The following is a 24,413-nucleotide window of genomic DNA, read 5'->3' as shown; positions in this document are numbered from 1 at the left end:
TTCCTCGACAAAGTTACAGATCTGTTTCAACTGAAGCGGTGCCAGTTACGTGCAGGCCGCTGCCTGCCTAGTAATCTTGCCTCACACCAACTGAACTGGCATCCGCCCAGGAAATCATGGCTGAACGACTGATCATGCTGGACGTACCCGGCGTCCTGTACTCCGACCGCTCCCGCGCCCGCCTCGGCGGCATTCCGGATTCAGGCACCCTGCGCGATGTCAGGTTTTTTGACCCGATCGCGCTCGGATTCGTCCGCCGCCTGTTCGGTGTCGCCGGTGCGCGCGTGGTGGTGTCCGATGCCTGGCGTCGCGGCACGCCGGCCGCGATCCTGCAGCAGCTGGACCTGCAGGTCGAAGCCATGACCCCGGCCGCCCCGGGCGGGCACGGCGCCGAGATCGCCGCCTATTTTGCGCAGGCTGCGGCGCCCGTCCATTACGTGATCCTGTCATGCGCCGCGCCCGAATCCATGCCGGAAGCCATTCGCGATCACCTGGTCAGCGTCGATCCGGCGCTCGGCCTGACCCTCGAAAACTTCCAGCAAGCGCTCGGGATCCTCGGGGTGGCCTGCCCGTCCACGGTGATGCCCGCGCCGAAGCTCGATGCCGGGCTGAAGGCGAAGCTGGAACAACTGCAGCAACTGGCGCGCGAAAAACCGGCACGTTTCGCCACGGAGCAGGCTGCGCAGGTCATGCGCGAGTACGTCCACGCCTGATCCGCAGCCACCTTTTCGGCAAGCCAAGCGGGGCGCCTTCGGGCGCCCCGTTGCATTCCACGTAACGCGCGATCCCGTATCATGCTCGCTGCCGCCGGCATTCCGCCGGCACCACCGCCAGGATCATCCAGGATACAGCCATGCCCCACCTCGTCATCGAACTCACGGAAAACACCCGCCTGAACTGCTCGCAGGAAGAGTTGCTCGATGAAGCCAATGCCGCGCTGCTGGCGTCGGGGCAGTTCCAGGAGGCCGATATCAAGTCGCGCTGCATCACGCTGTCGACCTACCGCCAGGGCGTGGATGCCGCGGATCGCGCCTTCGTCCATGCGCGCCTGTCGATCCTCGACGGCCGCGACACCGCCGTGCGACAGGCGCTAGGCCAGGCCGTCTGCGACGTGATCGCCGATGCCGTGCGCACGGGCGTGGACGGCGGGCAATCGGTGCAGGTTTCGGTGGAAGTGTGCGAGATGCAGCGCGCGACCTACGCCAAGCAGGTCATTGCCTGAGCCGCGACTGCGCCCCAACGATTGGCGCACCCAATAAAAAACCCGCGGCCTTCTCAAGCCGCGGGCACCAGCTTCGGGGAAGACGCCGAAGCCTGTCACGGGGAGCGCCCCCGCACCCATGACGTTTGGGATTCTAGGACGATGCCCGCGCTGGCGGATTGACCTGGATTAAATGCCCGACATTGTCCCCAGCCGTAAAAAAGGAGCCGCGAGCGGCTCCTTTTTCATTGGGACAGGCTGTGGCGCAAATCAGGCCGCGGCGTCCTTCAGCTTCTTCAGCGGGCGCACCTTCACCTTGACGCTGGCCGGCTTGGCCGGGAACCAACGCTCTTCACCGGTGAACGGGTCCTTGCCGAAGCGCTTCTTCTTGGCCGGGACTTGCTGCGCCGTCACCTTCAGCAGGCCCGGCAGCGTGAATTCACCAGCGCCCTTCTTGTTCAGCGCGCTGACGATGGTGTTTTCCAGATGGGCCAGAACCGTCTTCACGGTCTTGGCTTCCAGTTCCGTCTGAGCTACCAGATGAGCGACCAGGCTCGACTTGTTGAAGGTGTCCTTCAGCGGGCGCGCAACGGGCGCAGCGGCGGGAGCAGCCTTCTTGGCCGGCGCGGCCTTCTTGGCGGCAGCCTTCACGGGTGCCTTGGTTGCCGCAGCCTTCTTGGCAGCGGGCTTGGTTGCAGTCTTCGCGGTCGGTTTCGCTTTGGTCGCCATATCGATATACGTAGGTTGAACGATGGATGCCGGCTCGTCGTCTTGCATCGCTCAGCAGCGCTACGCAAAACGCCTTGTCGGCGCCCACTGAATCATAGCGGAAACAGCCATAAGTCAAGGGGTTTTCGTGCATGCGAAACGCAAAACCCCGTGAAAACCCCGGGTTTTGTCGCGGCTTTACCTCAGTAAAAACGCAAAGAGGGCCTACGTACCCCCGTTCTGGCGCTTGCGCACGCTGCGCGACGCGAACGTGCAGACCCGATTGCATGCCTCGGGCGCGCACCGAAAGCGCAAGCAACGGGCCCGCAAACAGCGCGCCGAGCGCGAGCAGCGGCAGCGATGCATCAGCCTGCGCCCATGCGTTCGACAGTGCCGCCAGACTTGCCTGCATGCCGAACACGCTGGCCACGCTCAGCAGCGAAACCGGTGCAACGGCGACAAGCGACAGCGTGCGCAGGGACCTGCCGCGATGGATCGGCGAAACGCTGGCGAGGGTGTCGGATCGGGACATGTCCGCTTCCTTGGATGGGATGCGGGCATTGCCGGCGGCGCTGCCTCAATCCCGGCCTGAGCGTTTCGTTCAGCCCGCGTTCAGGGTTTTTGATGCAAACTTCGGGCCATGAAGCGTTTTTCCGCGCTGCTGTGGCGCCCCGCCCGCCTGCTGTCCGCTGCCGCACTGGCAGCGCTGCTGGCGCTCGCGGCCGTGCCTGCCGCGCATGCCGACAAGGATGCCGACCGCGCCCGCGCCGCGGTGCAGTCGGGCGAAATCCTGCCGCTGTCGCGCATTCTCGAGACCGTCTCGCGCCAGTATGCCGGCGACGTGATCGGCGTCGAGCTGGACCGCGACGACGGCATCTGGCAATACGAAGTCAAGCTGCTGCTGCCCGGCGGCTCGGTGGCCAAGCTGGAATACGATGCGCGCACCGCCGCGCTGATCAAGGCCAAGGGCCGCGGCCTTGAAGAGGCGCGCAAGAAGCCGTGAGCGCGCGCCGGCCGCCAACCTGCCCACCGGAAGACACTGATGCGCATCCTGCTGGTTGAAGATGAAGCGACCCTGGCCGCGCAGGTCCGCGCCAGCCTGGCCGACGCGGGCTACGCGGTCGACGTAGCCGCCGACGGCATCGATGCCTGCCACATGGGCGAGCAGGAACCGTACGACGCCGTCATCCTGGACCTGGGCCTGCCCCGGCTCGACGGCCTCTCCGTGCTGCGACGCTGGCGCGCCGGGCAGGTCAATGTGCCGGTACTGATACTGACCGCACGCGACAGCTGGACCGAAAAAGTCGAAGGCATCGACGCGGGCGCCGACGACTACCTGGCCAAGCCGTTCCGCATGGAGGAGCTGCTGGCGCGCATCCGCGCGCTGATCCGGCGCGCGCACGGCATGGCCGTGCCGGAGCTGCAATGCGGGCCGGTGCGGATGAACCCGCGCGCCGGCACCGTCTCCGTCGACGGCGCGACGGTGGTGCTGACCTCGCATGAGTTCCGCGTGCTGGACTACCTGATGCACCACCCGGGCGCGATCGTCAGCAAGACCGCGCTGACCGAACACATCTACGCCCAGGATTTCGACCGCGACAGCAATACCATCGAAGTCTTCGTCGGGCGGCTGCGGCGCAAGCTGGGCGTGGACGTGATCGAGACGGTGCGCGGCCAGGGTTACCGGCTGCGGCCTGCTGGACAACGCCTGCCAGTGGGCGCGCACGCGTGTGCACGTCACGCTGCGCGAGGCCGGCGGCGAACTGGAAATCCTGGTCGAGGACGATGGCCAGGGCATGCCGCCAGAGGCGCGCGAAGGGGCCACCGCCCGCTTCGGCAGGCTGGACGAGGCGGCTGCAGGCAGCGGGCTGGGTCTGGCGATCGTCACCGAAATCGCCGCGATGTATGAGGGCAGCCTGGCGCTGGCGACCAGCCCCATGGGGGGGCTGTCGGCGCGCTTGCGGCTGCCGGCGGGCCTGCCCTGAATTCCCCGTCAGTGCGCGCGTGCCGCCATCGCGTCGCGCGTGTCGCGCGCCAGCCCCAGCGCGAAGGCGGTCTCGGCGACCAGGAACAGCGGGCCGATCAGCAGGCCCACCAGGTCGTCGACAAACGCCGGCTTGCGGCCTTCGTAGTAATGGCCGACGAACTGGATAATCCACCCCACCACGAACAGCCCGACCCCGACAGCCAGCCACGCAGCGGTCGGCATGGCGGCGATGTGCGCCCCGGCATAGAGGAACAGCGCCAGGATCGACGCCATCGCCACGCCGAAGCCCAACGACAGGCGCAGGTAGAACAGGCACGACAGGATATACACCAGCATCGCCGGTGTGAGGTGGGCGGAGCCGTCGCCCAGCGCCATGGCCGGCCGCGCCAGCAGCGTGGTCACCGCCAGCACGATCATCGGGATGCCAACGAAATGGGTGACGATATTGCGCGGATCACGGTGGTAGGCGGCATAGTTGGCCAGGTGCTCGATCAGGGTTTTCACGGGGCGTCTCCTTGTATGCGCAGGCGTGCGCGGAAACTGCCGCCTGCTGCTGTGCGCGCTCAGGTCGCGATGTGGATTTATAGTAGTGGGCGTGTACCGGCGGGTCTGTCTGGTTTTTGACAATCTGCCGGCACACCGGCTTTGCCACGACACCGGCCTTGCCACGACCTTTCGCCCCACAGGAGACCGGCATGGGATCCGCGCCCCCGCCGCACCGCCACGCGCCGCAGCCGGCCAATGCCGCGCACGCACGCGCGCGGCCTGACACCGCCTCACCGGGCCACGACCCGCTGGCCGCGGTGCGCGCCGGCGCCTGGTTCAGCCAGTCGCCGCCGGCGTTGCGCCAGGCGCTGCTCGACGATGGCTGCCTGCACCGGCTGGTGCCCGGCCAGACCCTGTTTGCCCGTGGCGACCGCTTCGACGGCCTGTACTGCGTGGCCAGCGGCACCGTGCAGATCCATGCCAGCGGCGAATCGGGCAAGGCGGCGCTGCTGGGGCTGCTCGAGCCCGGCACCTGGTTCGGCGAGATCTGCCTGTTCGACGGCCTGCCGCGCACGCACGACGCACGCGCAGTCAGCGCCGCAACGCTGTGGCACGTGCCGCGCGCGCCGCTGGAGCGGCGCCTCGCGCAGCATCCGGCATGGTGGCAGGCATTCGGGCGGCTGCTCGCGGCGAAGACGCGCCAGGCCTTCGACTATGTCGAGGAAACGCAGCTGCTGCCGCCGCCGGCACGCATTGCCCGGCGCCTGGCCGCGATCGCGCATGGCTACGGCAACCTGCCGGCGCATGCCGATGCGGTGCTGCACGTGCGCATCCCGCAGGAGCAGCTGGCGCAGATGCTGGGGCTGTCGCGCCAGACCGTCAATCACGCCCTGCGCGAACTCGAAGCCCGCGGCCTGCTGCGGCTGGAATACGGCGGCATCGAGCTGCTCGACCTGGCCGCGCTGGAAGCGCTCGACTGAATCCACCACCGTGGAGCCTTGCCTGCCATGAACACACTCGATGCTGCCCAGCTCGACGCCTATTGCGGGCGGCTGGGCATCGCCGCCCCGCCCTCGCCCACGCTGCAGGCGCTCGACACCGTGCTCGGCGCACAATTGGCCAGCATCCCGTTCGAGAACATCGATCCGCTGCTGCGGCGGCCGGTCAGCATCGATCTCGACACCGTCTTCGACAAGCTGGTCACGCGCAGGCGCGGCGGCTACTGCTTCGAACTCAATACGCTGCTGGCGGCAGCGCTGGGGGCGCTCGGCTTCAGCGTGACGCCGCTGGCCGCGCGCGTGCGCTGGGGCGTGCCCGATGCGGTCGAGACCGTGGTATCGCACATGCTGCTGCGCGTGGAAGTGGCGCATCGCAGCTATCTCGCCGACGTCGGCTTCGGCGGACCCACGCCGTTCCGCGCGATGGCACTGTCCGCGCCTGCCGAGGACGACTTCCCCTACCGGCTCGCCAGCTCCCCGCCGGAAGCCGCCGGCAACGCGTTCCACAGCTTCGACCTGGAGGCGCGCGGCGCTGCTGGCTGGATCAAGGTCTACCGCTTCGACCTGACGCCGCAGCCATGGATCGATTTCGGGCCGCGCAACTGGTATGTCTCGACGCATCCGGACAGCGTGTTCCTGCGCCGGCTGATGGCCGCGCGCACCGATGGCGGCACGCGCGTGACGCTGGCCGATGGCGAGCTGGCCGAACGAGCGCCCGACGGCAGCGTGCGGCACCAGCGGCTGGCAACGCCTGAAGCCGTGGTGGGCGCCTTATCCGAACGCTTCGGCATACGGCTTGACGATGCGCTGCGGCATGGGCTGATGGCGGCGCTGCCACCGCTGCTCGCCACTGGCCGGCACACGTAAGCGCATTCAGTGCGCGGCTTGTGCGCCACCTTCGCGTGAAGCCTGCCCCGCTGCTGCAGCCCTCCATGCACGCCGCGCATTGCCCGCAGAAAGAATGCTGATATGGCGGCCATCCGCACCGCGGCGCTGTGGACTCGGCCGCCGCGGCACCACCATAATGTCCCGTCGATGCTGCGTTTGCGCCGCATCGCCAGGACCACAGCGCGGCAGCCCCGCCGCCTGCATGAAGCCGGTCGCTGACGCCGGCGCAGCTATACAGGAGACTCCATGTCATTGTTCGATCTGACGGGCAAGGTTGCCATCGTCACCGGCTCCTCGCGCGGCATCGGCCGCGCCATTGCCGAGCAGATGGCCGTCCAGGGCGCCAAGGTAGTGATTTCCTCGCGCAAGGCAGAGGCCTGCCAGGAAGTGGTTGACGCCATCAATGCGCGCCATGGCGCCGGCACCGCCATCTCGGTGCCCGCCAATATCTCGTCGAAGGAAGACCTGCAGCGGCTGGTCGACGAAACCAATCGCACCTTCGGCAGGATCGACGTGCTGGTCTGCAATGCCGCGTCCAACCCGTACTACGGGCCGATGGGCGGTGTCTCGGACGACCAGTTCCGCAAGGTACTGGACAACAACGTCATTTCCAACCATTGGCTGATTCAGATGGTGGCGCCGCAGATGATCGACCGCAAGGACGGCTCGATCATCATCGTGTCGTCGATCGGCGGCTTGCGCGGCTCGCCGACCATCGGTGTGTACAACATCTCCAAGGCCGCGGATTTCCAGCTGGCGCGCAACCTCGCCGTGGAATTCGGGCCGCACAATGTGCGCGTCAACTGCATCGCGCCGGGCCTGATCAAGACCGACTTCGCGCGCGCGCTGTGGGAAGACCCCGAGCGCTACAAGCAGTCCACGCAGGGCGCCCCGCTGCGCCGTATCGGCGAGCCCGTCGAGATCGCCGGCGCGGCCGTATTCCTGGCCTCCGCCGCGAGCAGCTTCATGACCGGCCAGGCGCTGGTGGTCGACGGCGGCGTGACGATCTGAGCCACGCCTCTGAGCCGCATTCTGAGTTGTACCTGAGCTTCTGACGCAAGCGTTGCGCGTGCGCCGGCCTGTCCGGCGCACGCCGCTTTCTTTGCATTGCCCTCAACCTGCAGCGCAGTCACGGGAGGCAGTCATGTCAAGCAATCCGCAAGTGGCCGGCAGCTGGCCGGTCATGTCCCTGGCCGAGGCCCATGCCCGGCTGACCGCGTCCGGCTCTCCGTTCGAGACCGAGACACGCGAGATCCGCGGCATCCCTACCACAGTCTGGAAGCACGCACCCGCCACGCTGTGCGACCTGTTCCACGCGACCAGTGCCTTCGGCGACCGCACCTTCGTGGTCTACGAGGACGAGCGCGTTTCCTACGATGCCTTCCGCCGCGCCGCCATCACGCTGGCGCACGCGCTGGTGCGCGATGGCGTGCGCAAGGGCGACCGCGTGGCGCTGGCGATGCGCAACCTGCCGGAGTGGCCGGTGGCGTTCTACGGCGCGCTGCTCGCTGGCGCGATCGTGACGCCGCTGAACGCGTGGTGGACCGGCGCCGAGCTGGAATATGGCCTGGCCGATTCCGGCAGCCGCGTGGCCATCGTCGATGCCGAGCGGCTCGACCGCATCCTCGAGCATCTGCCCGGCTGTCCTGCGCTGGAACGCGTATACGTCTCGCGCGCCGGCGCTGCGACCGGCGATCCTCGCGTCGCCGCACTGGAAAACTTGATTGGCAAAAGCGTCGACTGGGCCGCGCTGCCGCAACAATCGCCGCCGCAGGTCGAGATCGATCCGGAGGACGATGCCACCATCTTCTATACCTCAGGCACCACCGGCAAACCCAAGGGGGCCTTGGGCACGCATCGCAACTCCGCCACGGTCGCTGCCGCGGGCAGCTTCAGCCCGCTGCGCAACCTGCTACGCCGCGGCGAGCCGATTCCGGCGCCGGATCCCGCCGCCCCGCAGAAGGCCATGCTGCTGGCGGTGCCGTTCTTCCATGTCACGGGCTGCATGGCGGTGCTCAACGGCGCGCTCGCCAGCGGCGGCAAGATCGTGCTGATGCACCGCTGGGACACGCTGCGCGGCATGGAGCTGATCGAGCGCGAGCGCTGCACCGCCGCCGGCGGCGTGCCCACCATCGCCTGGCAGATCCTGGAACATCCGGAGCGCGCGCGCTTCGACCTGTCTTCGCTGGAGAACGTCAACTACGGCGGCGCGCCGGCATCGCCCGAACTGGTGCGGCGCATCGTCGACGTGTTCCCGATGGCGGCACCCGGCATCGGGTGGGGCATGACGGAGACCTCGTCGACCTTCACCAGCCACAGCGCCGAGGAATACGTGCTGCGCCCCGACAGCAGCGGTCCGGCGCTGCCGGTCGGCGAAATGAAAGTGGTCGACGGACGGGGCCAGGCGCTGCCGCCGGGCGAGACCGGCGAACTGCTGGTACGCGGCGCCAACGTCGTGCGCGGCTACTGGAACAAGCCCGAAGCCACGGCGCAGACCTTTGTCGACGGCTGGCTGCGCACCGGCGACATCGCGCGGCTGGACGAGGAAGGCTATGTCTATATCGTTGACCGCATGAAGGACATGCTGATCCGCGGCGGCGAGAACATCTACTGCATCGAGGTGGAAAGCACGCTGTACGAACATCCGGCGGTGATGGACGCGGCGGTGGTCGGCATCGCGCACAAGACGCTGGGCGAGGAACCGACCGCCGTGGTCAGCCTGAAGCCAGGCATGCAGGCAACCGAGGCCGAACTGCAGGATTTCGTGCGCGAGCGGCTGGCGGCGTTCAAGGTGCCGGTGCGCATCCTGCTGTACCAGGAGATGCTGCCGCGCAATGCCAATGGCAAGATCCTCAAGTCGAACCTGCGCAAGCTGTTCGACCCGGCAGCCTGACCAGCCGGCGGCAAACCATCTCAACAAGGAACAAGAATTGACGGACCTAGCAAAGCGGAATCGAACCCTGTCCAATCCCTTGCGCCTTGGCGCCGCTGTCGCAGCAGCCGCGGCAGCCGCGCTGCTGGCCGGCTGCGCGGCCGGCGGCACCAACCTGTCCGCGGTGCCGGAATTCCGCCCGGGCGTGCCGGCCGGCTACCTGCCGGCCGATGCGCGCCCGGACAGCCTGAAGCTGTTGCCCGCCCCACCGGCACAGGGCTCGCCCGCGCAGGCGCTGGATGACGATGCCGCGCGCCAGGCCGGCACGCTGCGCGGCTCGCCTCGCTGGCAGGTTGCCGCCACCGACGCCGTACTCACGTTCCCGCAGGCGGCCAGCGCGTTTTCATGTGCGCTGGGGGTGCCGGTCAGCGCCAGGGACACGCCCTACCTGAATATTTTGCTGCGCCGCAGCCTGGTCGATGCCGGCCTGTCCACCTATGGCGCCAAGGACCGCTACAAGCGCACGCGGCCATTCGTCGCCAACAAGACCGCGATGTGCACGCCAGACGAAGCCCCCAAGCTGGAGAAAGACGGGTCCTACCCGTCGGGCCACAGCGCCATCGGCTGGGCCTGGGCGCTGATCCTGGCCGAGGTGGAACCCGCCCGCGCGGACGCCATCCTGGCGCGCGGGCGCACCTTCGGCCAGAGCCGGGTGGTGTGCAACGTGCACTGGCAGAGCGACGTCAACGAAGGCCGCATGATGGCCGCCGCGACCGTGGCGCGCCTGCATGCCGACCCGACCTTCCGCGCAGACCTTGAGCAGGCGCGCCGCGAAGTGGCCGCCGCACGCGTCGCCGGCGCCCGAGCGCCGGGTGATTGCCAGGCCGAAGCCGCGGCGCTGGCGCCGTGATCGGGCCGCCAGCGCTTACTTGACGGGAATCGCCGTGCCGGCCGGCACCGGCACGGCGGTCACGCTGTTCTGCGGGCTGCCGCTGACGATGCGGTCCGAATAGGTCAGGTAGACCAGCGTATTGCGCTTGCGATCGACCGCGCGCACCACATGCAGGGTCTTGAAGAGCACCGACATGCGCTCGGAAAAGACATGGTCCTGCTGCTTCAGCGGCCCCTTGAAGGCAATGGTTCCCACCTGCCGGCACGCGATCGAGGCTTCCGGCGGGTCTTCCGCCATGCCCAGCTGGCCCTTGATGCCGCCGGTGCGGGCCCGCGACACGTAGCAGGTAATGCCGTCGACCTGCGGGTCGTCATAGGCTTCGATCACGACCTTGTCGGAGCCGGTCACGCGGAAATTGGTGCTGACGCTGCCGATCTCTTCGGCATGCGCGCCGCCCGTGGCCGCCGCGCAGGCGGCCAGGACCAGGATCGTGCAGGATCGCTTCATCATGGCGGTAGGCAACGTGTCAGGTCACCGACGACTTGATGTCGCCGTGGCGCTTTTCCATTTCCTGGCGCAGTGCACGGCGCTGCTGGGCGGCGGCGAAGCGCTGGCGCTCGACCTCGTCGCGCGGCTCGAGCGGCGGCACCTCGGCCGGGGCGCCGTTGTCATCGACCGCCACCATGGTGAAGTAGCAGCTATTGGTATGGCGCACCAGCTTGCTGCGGATATTCTCGGTCACGACCTTGATGCCGATCTCCATCGAGCTGCGCCCGGTAAAGTTGACCGAGGCCAGGAAGGTTACCAGCTCGCCCACGTGGATCGGCTGGCGGAACACCACCTGGTCCACCGACAGCGTCACCACGTAGCGTCCGGCGTAGCGGCTGGCGCAGGCATAGGCGACCATGTCCAGATACTTCAGGATGGTGCCGCCGTGGACGTTGCCGGAGAAATTGGCCATGTCCGGCGTCATCAGCACGGTCATGGAAAGCTGGTGGGACTGGTCGTTCATGATGCGGAGGGTCTGGATTGCGGGGGCGGTCGCCCGGGCCGGCTGGTCGGCATCCGGGCGCCGGCAGTTTAACCCGGATCGGCCCCGCCGTTGCCGGTCATCGCGGCACGGCACCCAAACAAAAAAGCGGCCTGCCTGGCCGCCTTTCACGCTGTGGACGCAAACTGCTTACTTCTTCTTGTTCACCGCGTCCTTGAAACCCTGTCCGGCGGAAAACTTGACCGTCTTGGCGGCCGGGATCTTGATGGTTTCGCCGGTGCGCGGATTGCGTCCGGTGCGGGCTGCGCGCTTGCCGGCGCTGAAGCTGCCAAAACCTACCAGCGTGACCGAATCACCCTTTGCCACTGCCTTCTTGATACTGTCCAGCGCCGCGTTGAGCGCGCGCTCGGCGGCGGCGTTGCTCAGTTCTGCTTCCGTGGCGATGGCCGATACCAGTTCACCTTTATTCATGGCTGATTTCCCTTGTTGGTCGTCGTCACCGATGTGCCTGCCTGGCGGCAAAACATCGATCGGCGCAGTCTAATCTGCCCCTTGTGCGTTGAGCAATCCCCAGTGGCACCAATGCAACGAAAAAACCCGCAAATCCTTGCTTGAGGCCGGTTAGCGGGCAATTTCCCGCTCTTTTGGCGCTTGTCACGAACCGGATTTGCCTGGCTGCGGCGTTGTGCCGCAAGGCGTCGCCGGCATGGACCGGACGGGACAAATGCCCGGAATTGGGGCGCCGCACCATAACGGGTCATCCTGGCATGCCGGCGACGCGCCATTCTGGCGCATTTCCGGCACAACCAGTGGCGCCTGCCTCCCGGCGTCCTGCGTGCCCGGTTCCCTGCGCGCGGCATTCCGGTGCGGATTTTGCCCACTCCGGTGCAGCCGGCACCAGGATGTAGCCGAAACTGGAATGCTTTTTGCATTCACATGCGCCCATTTTGAGCATGAGGTCACTATGGACAACTGGAAGACCGGCACCGACGCCATGTTTATCCTGCTTGGCGCCATCATGGTGCTGGCCATGCACGCCGGCTTTGCTTTCCTCGAGCTGGGCACGGTGCGCAAGAAAAACCAGGTCAATGCACTGGTAAAGATTCTGGTGGATTTCGCAGTTTCCACGATTGCCTATTTCTTTATCGGTTACACCATTGCCTACGGCGTGCAATTCATGTCCGGGGCAGAAACGCTGGCCCACAAAAGCGGGTACGACCTGGTCAAGTTCTTTTTCCTGGCGACTTTTGCCGCCGCCATTCCGGCGATTATCTCGGGCGGTATTGCCGAACGTTCGCGCTTCAATCCGCAACTGGTGGCGACATTCGTGCTGGTCGGTTTTGTCTATCCGTTCTTCGAAGGGATTGCGTGGAACCAGCGTTATGGGGTCCAGGACTGGATCACGCAGGTTGCCGGTGCGCCCTTCCATGACTTTGCCGGCTCAGTGGTGGTGCATGCGCTGGGCGGCTGGATCGCGCTGCCGGCGGTGCTGCTGCTCGGCGCGCGGCGCGGGCGCTACCAGAAGGACGGGCGCATCAGCGCCCATCCGCCCTCCAATATCCCGTTCCTCGCGCTGGGCGCGTGGATCCTGGCGGTAGGCTGGTTCGGCTTCAACGTGATGAGCGCGCAGACCGTCGACAAGATCAGCGGCCTGGTCGCGATCAATTCGCTGATGGCGATGGCCGGCGGCACGCTGGCGGCCTGGGCCGCCGGGCGCAATGATCCGGGCTTTGCCTACAACGGCCCGCTGGCGGGGCTGGTGGCGGTATGCGCCGGCTCGGACCTGATGCACCCGCTGGGTGCGCTGATCACTGGGGGCATTGCGGGCGCCCTCTTCGTCTATATGTTTACGCTGGCGCAGAACCGGTGGCACATCGACGATGTGCTGGGCGTCTGGCCGCTGCACGGGCTGTGCGGCGCCTGGGGCGGCATCGCCGCTGGCATCTTCGGGGCCAGGGCCCTGGGCGGGCTGGGCGGCGTGTCGCTCGGCGCGCAGCTGATCGGGACGGCGCTGGGGATCGTGGTGGCGCTGGTGGGCGGCACGCTGGTATACGGTGCGCTCAAGAAGCTGGTCGGCATCCGGCTCGATGCCGAAGGCGAATTCAACGGCGCCGACCTGACGCTGCACCGCATCTCCGCCACGCCGGAGCGCGAAACCAACTGGTAAGGCGGATGCGCCGCCCGGAGGGGCCTGGACAAGCTGGCCTGCCGGCCCGCTTGTCTTGACAATTATTTGCTTGCAGTTCCACGCACGGCATTCCAATAATTGCCGTGCCCACGTATTGCGCCGCGTCAGCGCGCAGGGCTTGCACCACTCACCCAAACCGAGAGGACACGCCGATGGATGCCACGACTTTCGACAACCTCAAGACCCTGGTGGTCGCCTATGCGACGCAGTTCGGGGTCAAGATACTGGCAGCGCTAGCGTTCTGGGTCATCGGCCGATGGCTGATCCATTTTGTGGTACGAATGGTGCAGAATGCGCTCACCAAACAGAAGGTCGACCCGACGCTGCTGCGCTATGTGGGGTCGATCGTCACGGTCACGCTGAACGTAGTGCTGGTGATCGGCATCCTCGGCTACTTCGGCATCCAGACCACTACCTTTGCCGCGTTGATTGCCGCGGCCGGCGTGGCCATCGGCATGGCGTGGTCGGGACTGATGTCGAATTTCGCGGCGGGCGCCTTCCTGGTGGTACTGCGGCCGTTCAAGGTGGGAGACTTCGTTACCGTCGGCGGCGTCACCGGCACGGTGCGCGAGATCGGGCTGTTCGCCACCACGCTCGACACGCCGGACAACGTGCAGACCGTGATCGGCAACAACAAGATCTTCAGCGACACCATCCAGAACTTCACCGCCAACCCGTTCCGGCGCGTGGAACTGAAGGCGCAGCTCGCTGCCAGCACCGACGTGGCCGATGCGGTGGCGCTGCTCAAGTCGCGCATCGCGCAGATCCCGAACGTGCTGCCGGAACCCGCAGTCGACGTGGAGATCCTGGAGTTCACGCTGGTCGGGCCGGTGCTGGCGGTACGCCCGTATTGCCACAACGACAATTACTGGCAGGTCTACTTCGACACCAACCGCATCATCCGCGAGTGCTTCGGCCAGGCCGGCTATGCCGCACCCATGCCGGCACACATGGTGGTGGTACAGCAGGCCGCGGCCTTGCAGCAGGCCGCCGCCTGAATCGTCAGGCAGCCGCCCGGCCAGCGCCGGAGCGGCCGTAGTAACGCATCAGCACCGCGCCAGCGCCGCATAGCGCCATCACCACGGCCAGCGGCAGCGCGGTGCCGTCGCGCCATACGCTGACGGCCGCGCCGCCAAGCGTGCCCAGCGAAAACTGCAGCGTACCCATCAGTGCCGAAGCCGTGCCGGCGCGATGCCCCTGGTGCGCCAGCGCCAGCGCGGAAGCATTGGGCGTGACGCAGCCCAGCGCACCGATAAAGACGAAGAACGCCGCCAGCAGCATCGGCAGCGTCGCCCGTCCAGCCAGCGCCGCCACGGCCAGCACCACGCCGGCGGCGCAAGCCGCCAGCAGCGCCTGTCCCAGGACACTGTCGAGCGTACGGCCGTGCACCAGCCGGCTGTTGAGCTGCGACATGAGGATCAGGCCGAGCGCATTGGCGCCGAACACGAAGCCATAGTGCGACGGCGCAATGCCGTGCAGCTCGATCAGCACGAACGGAGAACCCGAGATATACGCGAACATCCCCGCCGACCCGAAACCGGCCGACAGCGAGTAGCCGACGAATTCCCGGTCGCGCAGCAGTTCGCCATAGCTCCTGGCAACGGTGCCAGGCCGCAGCGGTGCCGCCCGGCGCCGGTCCAGAGACTCCTCCATGCGCCAGTGCACCAGCAGCAGGATGGCCAGGCCGGCCGCCGCCAGCACCCAGAAAATCGCCCGCCAGCCGGCCGCAGTCAGGATCGCGCCGCCGATGACGGGCGCAAGGATCGGTGCCAGCCCCATCACCAGCATCAGAGACGAAAACGCGCGCGCCGACTCATGGGCCTCGAGCCGGTCGCGAATCACGGCGCGCGCCATCACCATGCCGGCGCAACCGCCCAGCGCCTGCAGGAAGCGCCACAGCATCAGCGTCTCGGCACTGCGCGCCAGTGCACATCCGATCGCCGCAACCACATAGACTGCCAGTCCCAGGTACAGCGGCGGCTTGCGGCCAAAGCGGTCGCTGAACGGCCCGTAGAACGCCTGCCCCAGGGCAAGGCCGACCAGGAACGCGCCGAGGGTCAGCTGTACCTGGCCGATATCGACGCCAAGATCGCCTGCCAGCGCGGGAAAGCTTGGCAGGTACATGTCGATCGACAGCGGCGCGATCGCCATCAGCGAGCCGCAAATCAAGAGCCAGGCAGGAAAGCGCGCGGTCGAGGCAGCGCTCGGGGAACGGGACATGGAAGAGATCCGGTGCACAGGGTTGCGCGGCGCGCACCGCCGCGGGCAATGCCGGGGTGCGGGAGCAACCTGTGGAAAGGTGCAATTGTTGCACAGCATAACGAAAGCGATGCCGCAGTGGGTTGCGCAGGTTTGAAACACTCGTTCAGGAATATTGCCCTGCCAAGGTCGGGTTCGATGACGTTGGCAGGTTTGGCAAACTTGCCAGATAGTGCTCAGGCGAGCAGCAGCCCGGCATGCATGGCGCGCATTGGGCTGACGCAGACCAGGATGGCAAGTGTGGCGCGCCTTTCACGCCTGGCAGGGTCGAGGGTACAATGCGAGCCTGTCGGCGTGAGTGTCGCGTGACATGCGCCGCCGGCCACGCAGAGACGGACGACAGTACCGCTCCCGGCAACGTTAGCCTGCATGAGAACACGACACACGCCGATTTCCGCTTCGCCTGGCCTGGCCATCCTTGCATGGGTGGCCGCGCTGCTGTTGCCTCTGCCTCTGCAAGCGGCGCCGGTGCCGGCGCGCAATGCCGCCCCGGCGTCGGCGCCGGCTCCCACGGTCGACGAAGCCGAAGCCCTGTCGCGCATGCTCAAGGGGGCTGCCACGGGCCAGAATACCGGCGCCGCCGGCGTGCCGGAACTGTTGCGCAACACCACTCGTCCCGACAGCGTACTGGCGCGCGCCTGCCGCCAGCTCAACGATGCCCTGCCAATCGAAATCGACGGCGAGACGCGGCTGCGCCGCTGCCAGTCGGTGCCCGGCAAGCACGTGCTGTTCCAGCTGGAGTTGACCAATTACCGCGGGCCGATGCTGGACCTCGCCAGCTTCGAGGTCAACTATGCCGCGCCGTTGCAACGCAATATCTGCGCCAACCGCGACGTGGAGATCCTGACCAAGCTCGGCGTCAGCCTGATGTTCCGCTACATGACCCGCAAGGACCGCGGCGAGCGCCGCATCGGCGATGTCTACATCAACGCGCCGATCTGCACGTCGGCGCTGCGCTGAAGCAAGCAGGAAACAAGAATCGGTTGCAAATGGGGTAGCTGGCGCCGGTGCCCTGCGCAAAATGAAAACGGCCCGCATCTAGCGGGCCGCAGCTTTGTTTCGCAGACTTGTCAAAGGCTGTAGGTTTACTCCCTCTCCCATAGAGGGGAGACAATAGCCACCACCGTCACGCCGCGCGCGGCCGCAACGGCAGCACGTTGGCCGCCCTGCGCACCAGCAAACGCGTGTCCTTCCAGCCGGCATCGGCCAGCGGCGAACCCCACACCAGCTCATGCAGCCGGGCCAGCGCGAACGGGTTGTCCAGCAGCAGGTGCTTCTGCGCCGGCGTCAACGCGCGCGGACCATGGGTCAGCGCATGCTCGACCAGCGTTTCGTGGCGCCGGCGTGCCGCTTCGGGCTGCACCAGGCGCGCCGTCGCGGTCGCGCACATCAGCGCATTGGTGACCGGGTCCACCACCGCATCGACAAAGTCAGGCGTGTCCGCGGCGTTCTCGACATGCTGCTGCGTCTCGACGATCTCGCGCGGCACCAGCGTTTCTTCCGGGATCATGAACAGGCCCGCATTGCGCGAGGCACGGCCCAGCGACACGCGCGACAGCATCACCGACAACGGGATCGACAATGCCAGCGACCCGACAATCGGCAGCAGCCACAGCACGTAAGACGGGTTCAGCCAGTAGACCAGCCCGCCCCACGCAAGCCCCAACGCGGTATGCCAGCCATGGCGGCGAAACGCCTCGCCCCAGGTGGTCTCGGCGTCTTCGCGCGGCGGCGATTTCCACGAGATGCCCCAGCCGCTGTAGGCGGCGATCACGAACTTGGTATGGAACAGCATCCGCGTCGGTGCCAGCAGCGCTGACAGCAGCACCTCGATCAGCATGCTGGCAAACAGCTGCACCGCGCCGCCGTAGCGCCGCGCCTGCTTCATCAGCAGCACCACGCTGGCCAGCTTGGGCAGGAACAGCAGCGTGGCGGTCGCCGAGAACAGCGCCAGCGCCTTCTCCGGATGCCACTCGGGCCAGGTCGGGAACAACTGGTATTGCTGCGTGAAATACTCCGGCGGCACCAGCGCATGCTTGGCCAGCATCGCCGTGGACAAGAGCAGGAACAACAGCCACAGCGGCGCCGACAGGTAGGCCATGATGCCGGTCAGGAACACCGCGCGATGCACCACGTGGAAGCCCTGCTTGAGCCAGAGCCGGAAATTCATCAGATTGCCCTGGCACCAGCGGCGGTCGCGCTTGACCTCGTCGAGCAGGTTCGGCGGCAGCTCTTCGTACGAGCCTTCGAGGTCGTAGGCAATCCACACGCCCCAGCCGGCCCGGCGCATCAGCGCGGCTTCGACGAAGTCGTGCGACAGGATCTCGCCGGACAGAGGACCGCGCCCCGGCAGCGGAGCCAGCGCGCAATGCTCGATGAACGGCTTGACGCGGATGATGGCGTTGTGGCCCCAGTAGTGCGATTCGCCCAGCTGCCAGTAGTGCAGGCCCGCGGTGAACAGCGGCCCGTACACGCGCGTGGCGAACTGCTGCACGCGCGCATACAGCGTCTCGCGGCCCACGGCCAGCGGCGCGGTCTGGATGATGCCGGCGCCGGGGTTGGCCTCCATCAGCCGCACCAGCGTGGCCAGGCAGTCGCCGCTCATCACGCTGTCGGCATCGAGCACCACCATGTAGCGGTACTTGCTGCCCCAGCGGCGGCAAAAGTCGGCGACGTTGCCGGTCTTGCGCTTGACGCGGTGGCGGCGCCAGCGATAGAAGATACGGCCGAAGCCGCCGACCGCGCGGCACAGTTCCATCCACGCGTCATGCTCGGCGGTGCGCAGGTCCGGGTTGCCGCTGTCGGACAGCACGATGAAGTCGAAATTGGACAGATGGCTGGTGCGCGCCAGCGATTCATAGGTCGCGCGCAGCCCCGCGAACACCCGCGTCACGTCCTCATTGCAGATCGGCATGATGATCGCGGTGCGCGCCTCGGGCGCGAGCGGCCCCTCGGGTGCGGCGGAGCGCGAAATCAGATGCCGGTCGCCGCCCTTGGCGAGCACGAGGAAGCCCATCATCGCGGTCCAGAAGCCCGCCGACACCCACGAGAACAGGATGGCGAACAGGCCCAGGATCGCGATCTCGAGCGGATCGACTCCGTGGTATGGCAGCACGCTGGTCATGAAGTAGGTGGCCAGCACGGTCTGGACCAGGACCAGGCCAAGCAGGACCCAGCGCCGGTGCGAACCGGCCGGATGCCACTTGCCTTCGGCATCGGGACCGTCGTGGAGCGTGTCCCAGGTCTCGGGCACGGGCGGACGGCCCAGCATGCGGCGCCAGGTATTGCGCAGCCAGCCGGTGACGATATGCGGCGGCCACTGGCGCGGCACCATCGAGCTGCGCTCGGGCTCGGGGCCGGTGTCGACCTTGACGGTGCCGTCTTCGCGCCGCTGCAGCAGCGGCTCGCCGCCGATCTGCGGGTTGCCGTAAGCGATGGTGAAACGGCGGCCGACCGAGGCGTAGGCGCTGCCGCCCTGCGCGGCGGGCGTGTCCTTGGCGGCAAGGCGCGACTGCAGGCGCGAGATCGCCTCCTGTGCATCGCGGCCGTCGCCGCCGACCGGCATGACAGGGCTGGCCGTACTCAGCGGCGCCAGCGACGCCACCGGCGCCGCGGCCGCGCCGGGCATGTCGGCCAGCAGTTCGCTGCGGATTTCAGGCGATATGGGCAGGCGGTCGACATAGCGCTCGCATGCCGCTGCCTGGGCCGGCCGCTGCTTTAGCCTGGGGGTAAGATGTAGCTCCACGTCTCGGATAGGGTTGTATTGCCGTTGCGAAGATAGCCGCGCAACTCTACCGGCTTGGTTTCATCCTTGCGGCGCATCACCATGGTCATGCGCCAGCCGCCGGTCGCCTCATTGCGCTGCACCGACGTCTTCAGCAGTTCACCGTTGGCATCGGCCGAAACCACCGGGTCGATGCGAACGTCCGCGGGCAGCTTGCGAAAGCCCGGGCCTTCGAAGTCCACCACCAGCGAAAAGCTCGTGTCCTCCTTGCTGGCCGACTGGCCCTGGCCCAGCCGGGTCTGGCTCACCCACGACAGCGGCGGCAGTTGTTCGCCGTCCTTCTGCCACAGCAACCGGTACTCGTAGTCGAAGGGCTGCTTCGGCCTGGGCGGGTTGTCCGGCACCCAGTACGCGACGATGTTGTCGTTGGTCTCGTCCGGCGTCGGGATCTGCACCAGCTCGACCCGGCCCGAGCCCCAGTTGCCGCGCGGCTGCACCCAGCCGCTCGGGCGGCGCTCATACCATGCGCCCAGTTCCTGGTAGTTGTTGAAGCTGCGGTCGCGCTGCATCAGCCCGAAGCCCTGCGGGTTGGTCGCCGCGAAGGACGTCACCAGCAGGCGCTTGGGATTGACCAGCGGGCGCCAGACCCATTCGCCGGTACCCAGGTGGATCGACAGGCCGTCCGAATCATGCACCTCGGGGCGGAAATCCCGCGCCGGCGCCGGCTGGTTCTCGCCAAACAGATACATGCTGGTCAGCGGCGCCAGGCCCAGCTTGGTCACGTTCTCGCGCAGGAACAGGCGCGACTTGACCTCCATGGCGGTCTCGGTGCCCGGCTTGATGGTGAAGCGGTAGGCGCCGCTCATGCGGCGCGAATCCATCAGTGCGTAGACGATAAGCTCCTTGGCATTGGGACCAGGCCGCTCGATCCAGTATTCAACGAAGCGCGGGAATTCCTCGCCGGAATTGAGCGCGGTGTCCACCGCCAGGCCACGCGCCGACAGGCCGTACCACTGGTCCTTGCCGAGCGCGCGGAAATAGCTGGCACCCAGGAACGACGCGAGTTCGTCCTTGCGCTTGCCCTGGTTCAGCGGATACAGGATGCGGAAGCCGGCGAAACCCAGGCCCTTGAGCTTGGCGGCGTCGACCTTGTGCGGCCCGTAGTTGAATGCGGCGGGATCGAAGCGGAATTCACGCACGCTGTTGCCCACCACTTCATGGATGCGCACCGGCTGGTCGAACACCATGCCCTCATGGAAGAACGACAGTTCGAACGGCGAGCGCGTGCCGCGCCAGGCGAAACGCTCGGGCTTGTATTCGATCTCGCGGTAGCGCTCGTACGAAAGTTCGCGCAGTTCGCGCGGCAGGGTCTGCTGCGGTGCCTTGTATGGCGATGCTGCGAGCTGCCTGGCACGCGCGGCGACGGTATCGAAGTCGAACGCCTGCGCCGTCATGGCGCACAGTGCGAGGACGCCGCCGCCCAGCCATGCCGCGATCCGTACGCCGGCGCGCGCGCTGCGGCGACGGGCAGGCACGGTAAACAATGCGGATAAACGTAGCGTGGCGATCTGTGACATGTATGCCAGGGGAACAGTTAAAACGGGGTGACCGGCATCGGCGGTCGGGACGAAGAGCCTTGCAGGCGGTGCAGCAAGACACGACACAGCAAGAGACGGGCCCGGCCAAACTGGCGTGGCCTTAACACGGGTCTCGGGGCCGGTGGGGCGCTGTATCCGGTTTGTTGCGATGCGCAATAAACCATAACAATTCGAGACGCGGAAGTCACGTTTCGATCACGCAAGGTTTGCAACAAAATGTTGGTGAGGTTGCCCGAAAGCCGCTCCGGGCAAGGCTTTGCGGGCGTTCGGGTCACACCGGCGCAGCGCAGGCGAGCGCCAAGCTCGCCGGACCTCCGACCAGCGTGATGGGCGGGGTGCCAGCCGGCACCCCGCACTCGACACTTTTAATACAGCGTTACTTTTTCGCGCCTTCGCTATAGGGATCGAACTTGCCGCTCTTCATGCCGCCCTGGCTGAATGAATCGAACGACTTCTGCGCTCCGCCCTGGATCGGTTCCATCTGATCAGGCCGCGCACCGGGGTTGAGCGAGGTCACGTTGTCGCTTTTTGCGCCATCAGAATAGGGACTGAACTTGTCCTGCTTGGCCCCATCGGTGTACGTGCTGAATTTGTCCTGCCTGGCGCCGTCGGTATAGGGGTTGAACTTGTCGGCCTTGCCGGTCTGGGCATGCAGTGTGCCGAACGCACACGCACCGGCCAGGCCGAGGATGAGGTAGCGCAGCTTCATGGGATCTCCTCTCGGGGGAAAGGCGCTTGCCTTGCGGCGTGCACCGCCGACAGCCGCTGCGGAACAAGGGATGGCAAGCGTTGGGGCAGCAATCAACGCTAGGTCAGCGCTACGCCGGTGTCAACCGCGCCGGCGCCGCCGCAATGCGGCAAAGTGGTCGTCGCCAGCCCGGCATTGCGCTTACAATGCCACCCAAACGACCCATCCGGCTTGCCCGCGCAATGCCTTCCCTCGGCTCGCGGCACGCCAACACGAAGCCAAAGGAATCGCCATGCTGCCTCGGCAAACAGACCGCCCGTTCCGCCCTGCCATCCGCGCCGCCACTCGCGCCGCCCTCGCCGGCGTGCTCGGCTCCACGCTGATGCTCGCCATGGCCGCGCCGGCCCACGCGTACTTCGACAACTACCTGAGCGGATCCATCATCGGCACGCTCAACGAGAAGGAAGGTGCCTCGCTGTCGCAATCGGTGCGCAAGGCCCTGAACGATACCGCGGATGGCCAGTCGGTGACTTGGACCTATCCGGCCAACGGCCGGCGCCCGCAAGTCGATGGCACCATCACCCCGGTTGAAAGCAAGACCGACAAGGGCCAGCAGTGCCGGCGGCTCGAGTCGGAGCTCAAGCGCGGCAGCTCGCAGGAACACTGGAAAGGCTGGTTCTGCAAGCAGCCCAGCGGGCAATGGAAGGCCCGCCACGTCGACGGCTGAGGCAGGCGCCCCGCTGCGCGTACGACCTGTGCACCGGCCGTGCTCATGCGGCGCGCGACGGTGCCCGGTGTGGCCGCGCGGCCGGATCGATCTGAGCGCTGCCGGGCTGTTCGAACCACTTGGCCTCTGGCACGTAGACCGTCTTCTCCGGCTGCGCCATGAAGTGCGGCGACATGATCTGCACGCCGTGCGTATTGAACTGGTCCTGGATCGCCGCGTGGAGCGCGGATAGCGCATAGAAGCGATTGCGCGGATCATCGAGCGCGGCAAACAGTTCATACTCGACGTAGAAATCCGACAAGCCACGCTGCAGGACGAACGGCGTCGGCGACGCCGCCACGTGTCCGGCCTGCGCGGCCGCAGCCAGCAGCATGGCATGGACCTGCCGCCAGGGCGTGTCGTAGCCGATGGTGACCGAGGTCGAAATCATCGCGGCCTGCCAGCCCTCTTTCGTGCCGGCATCGCGCACGCTGCCGTGCCGCGTGTAGTTGTGGATCGCGCTGCCGACCACCACCGCGTTCGGCAGCGTCACTTCTTCGTTGCGCAGGTTGATGACCTTGACCGACAGCGCGTCGAGCGAGGCCACCGTGCCGACGGTATCGCCGATACATACCATGTCCCCACGCCGCAGCGCGCGCGAGTACACCACCACCATGCCGCTCATCAGCTGGTTGACCACATTGGCCGAGCCCAGCGTCACCATAAAGCCGAGCAGCACCGACAGGCCCTTGAACACATCGCTTTCCGAGCCCGGGATATACGGGTAGGCGAAGGTGAAGCCCAGCACCCAGATCAACGCCGCGGCCAGGCGCCGCGTGGCGCCGGCGGTCTCGGCATGCAGTCCGGGCACCGAGATCTGGCCTTTCTGCACCGCCTTGAAGATATTCGATACCAGCCGCTGCACCGCGCGCGTGATCAGCAGGATCACCACCACCGTCACCAGCCCTGGCACCGCCCCCACCATCGACAAGGCAATGCCCGACAGCAGGTGGAGGATGAACACGCCCATGCGGTCGCCCATCGGCTGCGTCAGCGGAAACTGTTCGAGCGCGAACTCCAGCCAGGCAAAGGCCAGCACCAGCACCACGCCGACGGCAACGATCTGCACCAGGCGCGCCACCAACTGGTAGAGCGTGCCGGTCCAGTCGAACTGGCCGGCCCGGCGCTCAAGGTGCAGCGCCACGTGGCGCTGCAATGCCGTGCGCAGGCGCGTGCGCAGCGTCACGCTGGCGCGCGAGACGCCCCAGGCCAGCGTAGCCAGCACGCCCAGGCCGAGCAGGCTCAGCGCGGCCCCGCGCATCAGGGTGGGCCAGTGCAGGTGCGCGCGCCGCGCGGCAATGGCCTGGCGCAGCGCCGCCGCGGCCTGCGCGCCGGCAGCCTCCAGCGTGAGGTTGTCTTCCGGGGAAAGGTCTTGCACGGCCAGGGCGAACAGCAGCCGGTCGCCGAGCCGGAAGGCGATCATCGGCGCATCACCGAGGGTGCCGCTGAGCTGCCCGACCGGCTGGGCCAGTTCGGCTTCGGTAAGACCGTCGAACAACTGCTGGGCGCGCGCTACGCGCATGGCCGGTGTCGCACCGCCGATTGCTGCGCGCAGCATGGCGATGGGACGGTCCATCAGCCTCAGTTCCGCGACTTCGCCGCTGGGCACGGCGATCGGTACCGGCGCTGGTGCGGGTGCTGGTGCCGTTGCCAGCGTGGCCGCCCATGCCGGCAGGCACGGCAGCGCCAGCGTCCACAGGATTGCGATTTGCCGCCACCATGCTGCAAGCGCTGCCATAGACGCTCCTGTCCGAGGATTGCTTTGCGCCGGCGCGGCACCGCACGCCAGCCCGGGCACGTTGCCCGCTAGCATAACGTGCCCGGCTGCGCACGCAAAGCCGTCGCGCAAGAGCAATCGGCATAGGGGGCAGCCGCACTGGCTGCGCCCCTGCCACACCACCCGGCATGCGGGTCCGCACCGGGCGGTTCGAGAGGTTGAGGTTAAGTGAGGCGGGGCATGCCCAACTGATCGAAGTAGGCGATGGTCAGGACTCGGTTCAGCGAGTCCCCGCTGTTGCGCCACCAGCACCGGCCACTCGCCGCTACTTGCCTGGCGGCGTCAGCTGTAGCACCCAGGGCACGCAACTCTCGGTAAATGACCCGACCACGGCGCCAGTGCTTGAGCTGGATGGCTCGCAGCCGGTGACGCATCCACTTGTCCAGCTCT

At 66.9% G+C, this 24,413-nt stretch carries 24 protein-coding genes and 2 pseudogenes; 15 read left to right on the top strand and 11 right to left on the bottom strand.

The window, feature by feature from the left end; translation table 11 throughout:
• The first annotated feature begins 116 nt into the window (after nt 1-116).
• Together K309_RS0116255 and K309_RS0116250 are read left to right on the top strand one after the other, a co-directional pair.
• Entirely contained in the window at nt 117-713 is a 597-nt protein-coding gene (locus tag K309_RS0116255; protein ID WP_029047422.1) for an HAD domain-containing protein, read from the top strand.
• Between the two features lie 140 nt (nt 714-853).
• Entirely contained in the window at nt 854-1,222 is a 369-nt protein-coding gene (locus tag K309_RS0116250) for a 5-carboxymethyl-2-hydroxymuconate Delta-isomerase (RefSeq protein ID WP_029047421.1), read from the top strand.
• A gap of 249 nt (nt 1,223-1,471) precedes the next feature.
• Here K309_RS0116250 and K309_RS0116245 read toward each other — a convergent pair whose 3' ends face one another.
• Nucleotides 1,472-1,930: an HU family DNA-binding protein gene (locus K309_RS0116245; RefSeq protein ID WP_029047420.1), complete on the bottom strand. Its 459-nt coding sequence runs from the start codon at nt 1,928-1,930 to the stop codon at nt 1,472-1,474.
• 389 nt (nt 1,931-2,319) lie between these two features.
• Between K309_RS0116245 and K309_RS0116240 the strand changes: the two genes are divergently transcribed.
• From K309_RS0116240 to K309_RS39990, 4 genes and pseudogenes are all read left to right on the top strand, one after another.
• Nucleotides 2,320-2,553 carry a hypothetical protein gene (locus K309_RS0116240; RefSeq protein WP_156914379.1) on the top strand — a complete coding sequence of 78 codons (234 nt, stop codon included), beginning with the start codon at nt 2,320-2,322 and terminating at the stop codon, nt 2,551-2,553.
• Nucleotides 2,550-2,912: a PepSY domain-containing protein gene (locus tag K309_RS0116235; RefSeq protein ID WP_029047418.1), complete on the top strand. Its 363-nt coding sequence runs from the start codon at nt 2,550-2,552 to the stop codon at nt 2,910-2,912. The genes K309_RS0116240 and K309_RS0116235 overlap by 4 nt, the downstream gene beginning before the upstream one ends.
• A gap of 39 nt (nt 2,913-2,951) precedes the next feature.
• Nucleotides 2,952-3,623, top strand: a pseudogene (locus K309_RS36675) (response regulator transcription factor); the annotation flags it as partial.
• A 16-nt stretch (nt 3,624-3,639) separates the two neighbouring features.
• Nucleotides 3,640-3,894, top strand: coding sequence for an ATP-binding protein (locus K309_RS39990; RefSeq protein ID WP_232232403.1), 255 nt, complete (start codon nt 3,640-3,642; stop codon nt 3,892-3,894).
• Between the two features lie 8 nt (nt 3,895-3,902).
• Here K309_RS39990 and K309_RS0116220 read toward each other — a convergent pair whose 3' ends face one another.
• Nucleotides 3,903-4,400 carry an Mpo1 family 2-hydroxy fatty acid dioxygenase gene (locus K309_RS0116220; protein WP_029047417.1) on the bottom strand — a complete coding sequence of 166 codons (498 nt, stop codon included), beginning with the start codon at nt 4,398-4,400 and terminating at the stop codon, nt 3,903-3,905.
• A 191-nt stretch (nt 4,401-4,591) separates the two neighbouring features.
• On the opposite strand from K309_RS0116220, the gene K309_RS0116215 reads away from it, so the two are divergent.
• From K309_RS0116215 to K309_RS0116195, 5 genes are all read left to right on the top strand, one after another.
• Nucleotides 4,592-5,362 carry a Crp/Fnr family transcriptional regulator gene (locus tag K309_RS0116215; protein WP_029047416.1) on the top strand — a complete coding sequence of 257 codons (771 nt, stop codon included), beginning with the start codon at nt 4,592-4,594 and terminating at the stop codon, nt 5,360-5,362.
• 27 nt (nt 5,363-5,389) lie between these two features.
• Nucleotides 5,390-6,247 carry an arylamine N-acetyltransferase family protein gene (locus K309_RS0116210; RefSeq protein ID WP_029047415.1) on the top strand — a complete coding sequence of 286 codons (858 nt, stop codon included), beginning with the start codon at nt 5,390-5,392 and terminating at the stop codon, nt 6,245-6,247.
• A gap of 267 nt (nt 6,248-6,514) precedes the next feature.
• Nucleotides 6,515-7,279, top strand: a complete 765-nt coding sequence (locus K309_RS0116205; RefSeq protein ID WP_029047414.1) for an SDR family oxidoreductase — start codon at nt 6,515-6,517, stop codon at nt 7,277-7,279.
• Between the two features lie 133 nt (nt 7,280-7,412).
• Nucleotides 7,413-9,161, top strand: coding sequence for a class I adenylate-forming enzyme family protein (locus K309_RS0116200; RefSeq protein WP_029047413.1), 1,749 nt, complete (start codon nt 7,413-7,415; stop codon nt 9,159-9,161).
• A 37-nt stretch (nt 9,162-9,198) separates the two neighbouring features.
• A complete protein-coding gene (locus K309_RS0116195; protein ID WP_232232402.1) occupies nt 9,199-10,050 on the top strand; it encodes an acid phosphatase in 852 nt (283 codons plus the stop codon).
• Between the two features lie 15 nt (nt 10,051-10,065).
• Here the strand turns inward: K309_RS0116195 and K309_RS0116190 are convergent, their stop codons facing one another.
• From K309_RS0116190 to K309_RS0116180, 3 genes are all read right to left on the bottom strand, one after another.
• On the bottom strand, nt 10,066-10,542 hold the full coding sequence (locus K309_RS0116190) for a CreA family protein (protein ID WP_369796435.1): 477 nt from the start codon (nt 10,540-10,542) through the stop codon (nt 10,066-10,068).
• 16 nt (nt 10,543-10,558) lie between these two features.
• A complete protein-coding gene (locus tag K309_RS0116185) occupies nt 10,559-11,044 on the bottom strand; it encodes an acyl-CoA thioesterase (protein ID WP_029047410.1) in 486 nt (161 codons plus the stop codon).
• A gap of 168 nt (nt 11,045-11,212) precedes the next feature.
• Nucleotides 11,213-11,494, bottom strand: a complete 282-nt coding sequence (locus K309_RS0116180) for an HU family DNA-binding protein (protein ID WP_029047409.1) — start codon at nt 11,492-11,494, stop codon at nt 11,213-11,215.
• Between the two features lie 493 nt (nt 11,495-11,987).
• Between K309_RS0116180 and K309_RS0116175 the strand changes: the two genes are divergently transcribed.
• Both K309_RS0116175 and K309_RS0116170 read left to right on the top strand, forming a co-directional pair.
• On the top strand, nt 11,988-13,190 hold the full coding sequence (locus tag K309_RS0116175) for an ammonium transporter (protein ID WP_029047408.1): 1,203 nt from the start codon (nt 11,988-11,990) through the stop codon (nt 13,188-13,190).
• A 173-nt stretch (nt 13,191-13,363) separates the two neighbouring features.
• Nucleotides 13,364-14,209, top strand: a complete 846-nt coding sequence (locus K309_RS0116170) for a mechanosensitive ion channel family protein (protein ID WP_029047407.1) — start codon at nt 13,364-13,366, stop codon at nt 14,207-14,209.
• 4 nt (nt 14,210-14,213) lie between these two features.
• On the opposite strand, the gene K309_RS0116165 is transcribed toward K309_RS0116170, so the two are convergent.
• On the bottom strand, nt 14,214-15,431 hold the full coding sequence (locus K309_RS0116165; RefSeq protein WP_029047406.1) for a Bcr/CflA family multidrug efflux MFS transporter: 1,218 nt from the start codon (nt 15,429-15,431) through the stop codon (nt 14,214-14,216).
• 408 nt (nt 15,432-15,839) lie between these two features.
• Here K309_RS0116165 and K309_RS0116160 point away from each other — a divergent pair, with 408 nt between their 5' ends.
• A complete protein-coding gene (locus K309_RS0116160; RefSeq protein WP_029047405.1) occupies nt 15,840-16,430 on the top strand; it encodes a hypothetical protein in 591 nt (196 codons plus the stop codon).
• Nucleotides 16,431-16,596: 166 nt separating this feature from the next.
• Here K309_RS0116160 and mdoH read toward each other — a convergent pair whose 3' ends face one another.
• The 3 genes from mdoH to K309_RS0116145 all read right to left on the bottom strand — a co-directional run bounded on the left by mdoH (nt 16,597) and on the right by K309_RS0116145 (nt 21,501).
• Nucleotides 16,597-19,215 carry a glucans biosynthesis glucosyltransferase MdoH gene (gene mdoH / locus K309_RS0116155; RefSeq protein WP_029047404.1) on the bottom strand — a complete coding sequence of 873 codons (2,619 nt, stop codon included), beginning with the start codon at nt 19,213-19,215 and terminating at the stop codon, nt 16,597-16,599.
• A complete protein-coding gene (locus K309_RS0116150; RefSeq protein ID WP_029047403.1) occupies nt 19,188-20,771 on the bottom strand; it encodes a glucan biosynthesis protein G in 1,584 nt (527 codons plus the stop codon). Before K309_RS0116150 ends, mdoH begins: the two co-directional genes overlap by 28 nt.
• 397 nt (nt 20,772-21,168) lie before the next feature.
• Nucleotides 21,169-21,501, bottom strand: a complete 333-nt coding sequence (locus K309_RS0116145; RefSeq protein ID WP_029047402.1) for a hypothetical protein — start codon at nt 21,499-21,501, stop codon at nt 21,169-21,171.
• Between the two features lie 271 nt (nt 21,502-21,772).
• Between K309_RS0116145 and K309_RS0116140 the strand changes: the two genes are divergently transcribed.
• On the top strand, nt 21,773-22,207 hold the full coding sequence (locus K309_RS0116140; RefSeq protein ID WP_029047401.1) for an RT0821/Lpp0805 family surface protein: 435 nt from the start codon (nt 21,773-21,775) through the stop codon (nt 22,205-22,207).
• Between the two features lie 43 nt (nt 22,208-22,250).
• Here the strand turns inward: K309_RS0116140 and K309_RS0116135 are convergent, their stop codons facing one another.
• Nucleotides 22,251-23,984, bottom strand: a complete 1,734-nt coding sequence (locus tag K309_RS0116135) for a mechanosensitive ion channel family protein (RefSeq protein ID WP_029047400.1) — start codon at nt 23,982-23,984, stop codon at nt 22,251-22,253.
• A gap of 203 nt (nt 23,985-24,187) precedes the next feature.
• Nucleotides 24,188-24,413, bottom strand: a pseudogene (locus tag K309_RS42960) (group II intron reverse transcriptase/maturase); the annotation flags it as partial.

Origin of the sequence: Cupriavidus phytohabitans (genome assembly GCF_000426345.1) — a bacterium.
Lineage (GTDB): Bacteria > Pseudomonadota > Gammaproteobacteria > Burkholderiales > Burkholderiaceae > Cupriavidus.
Note: the sequence above shows the minus strand (reverse complement) of the source record. Positions and strands in the feature narration are given on the sequence as shown.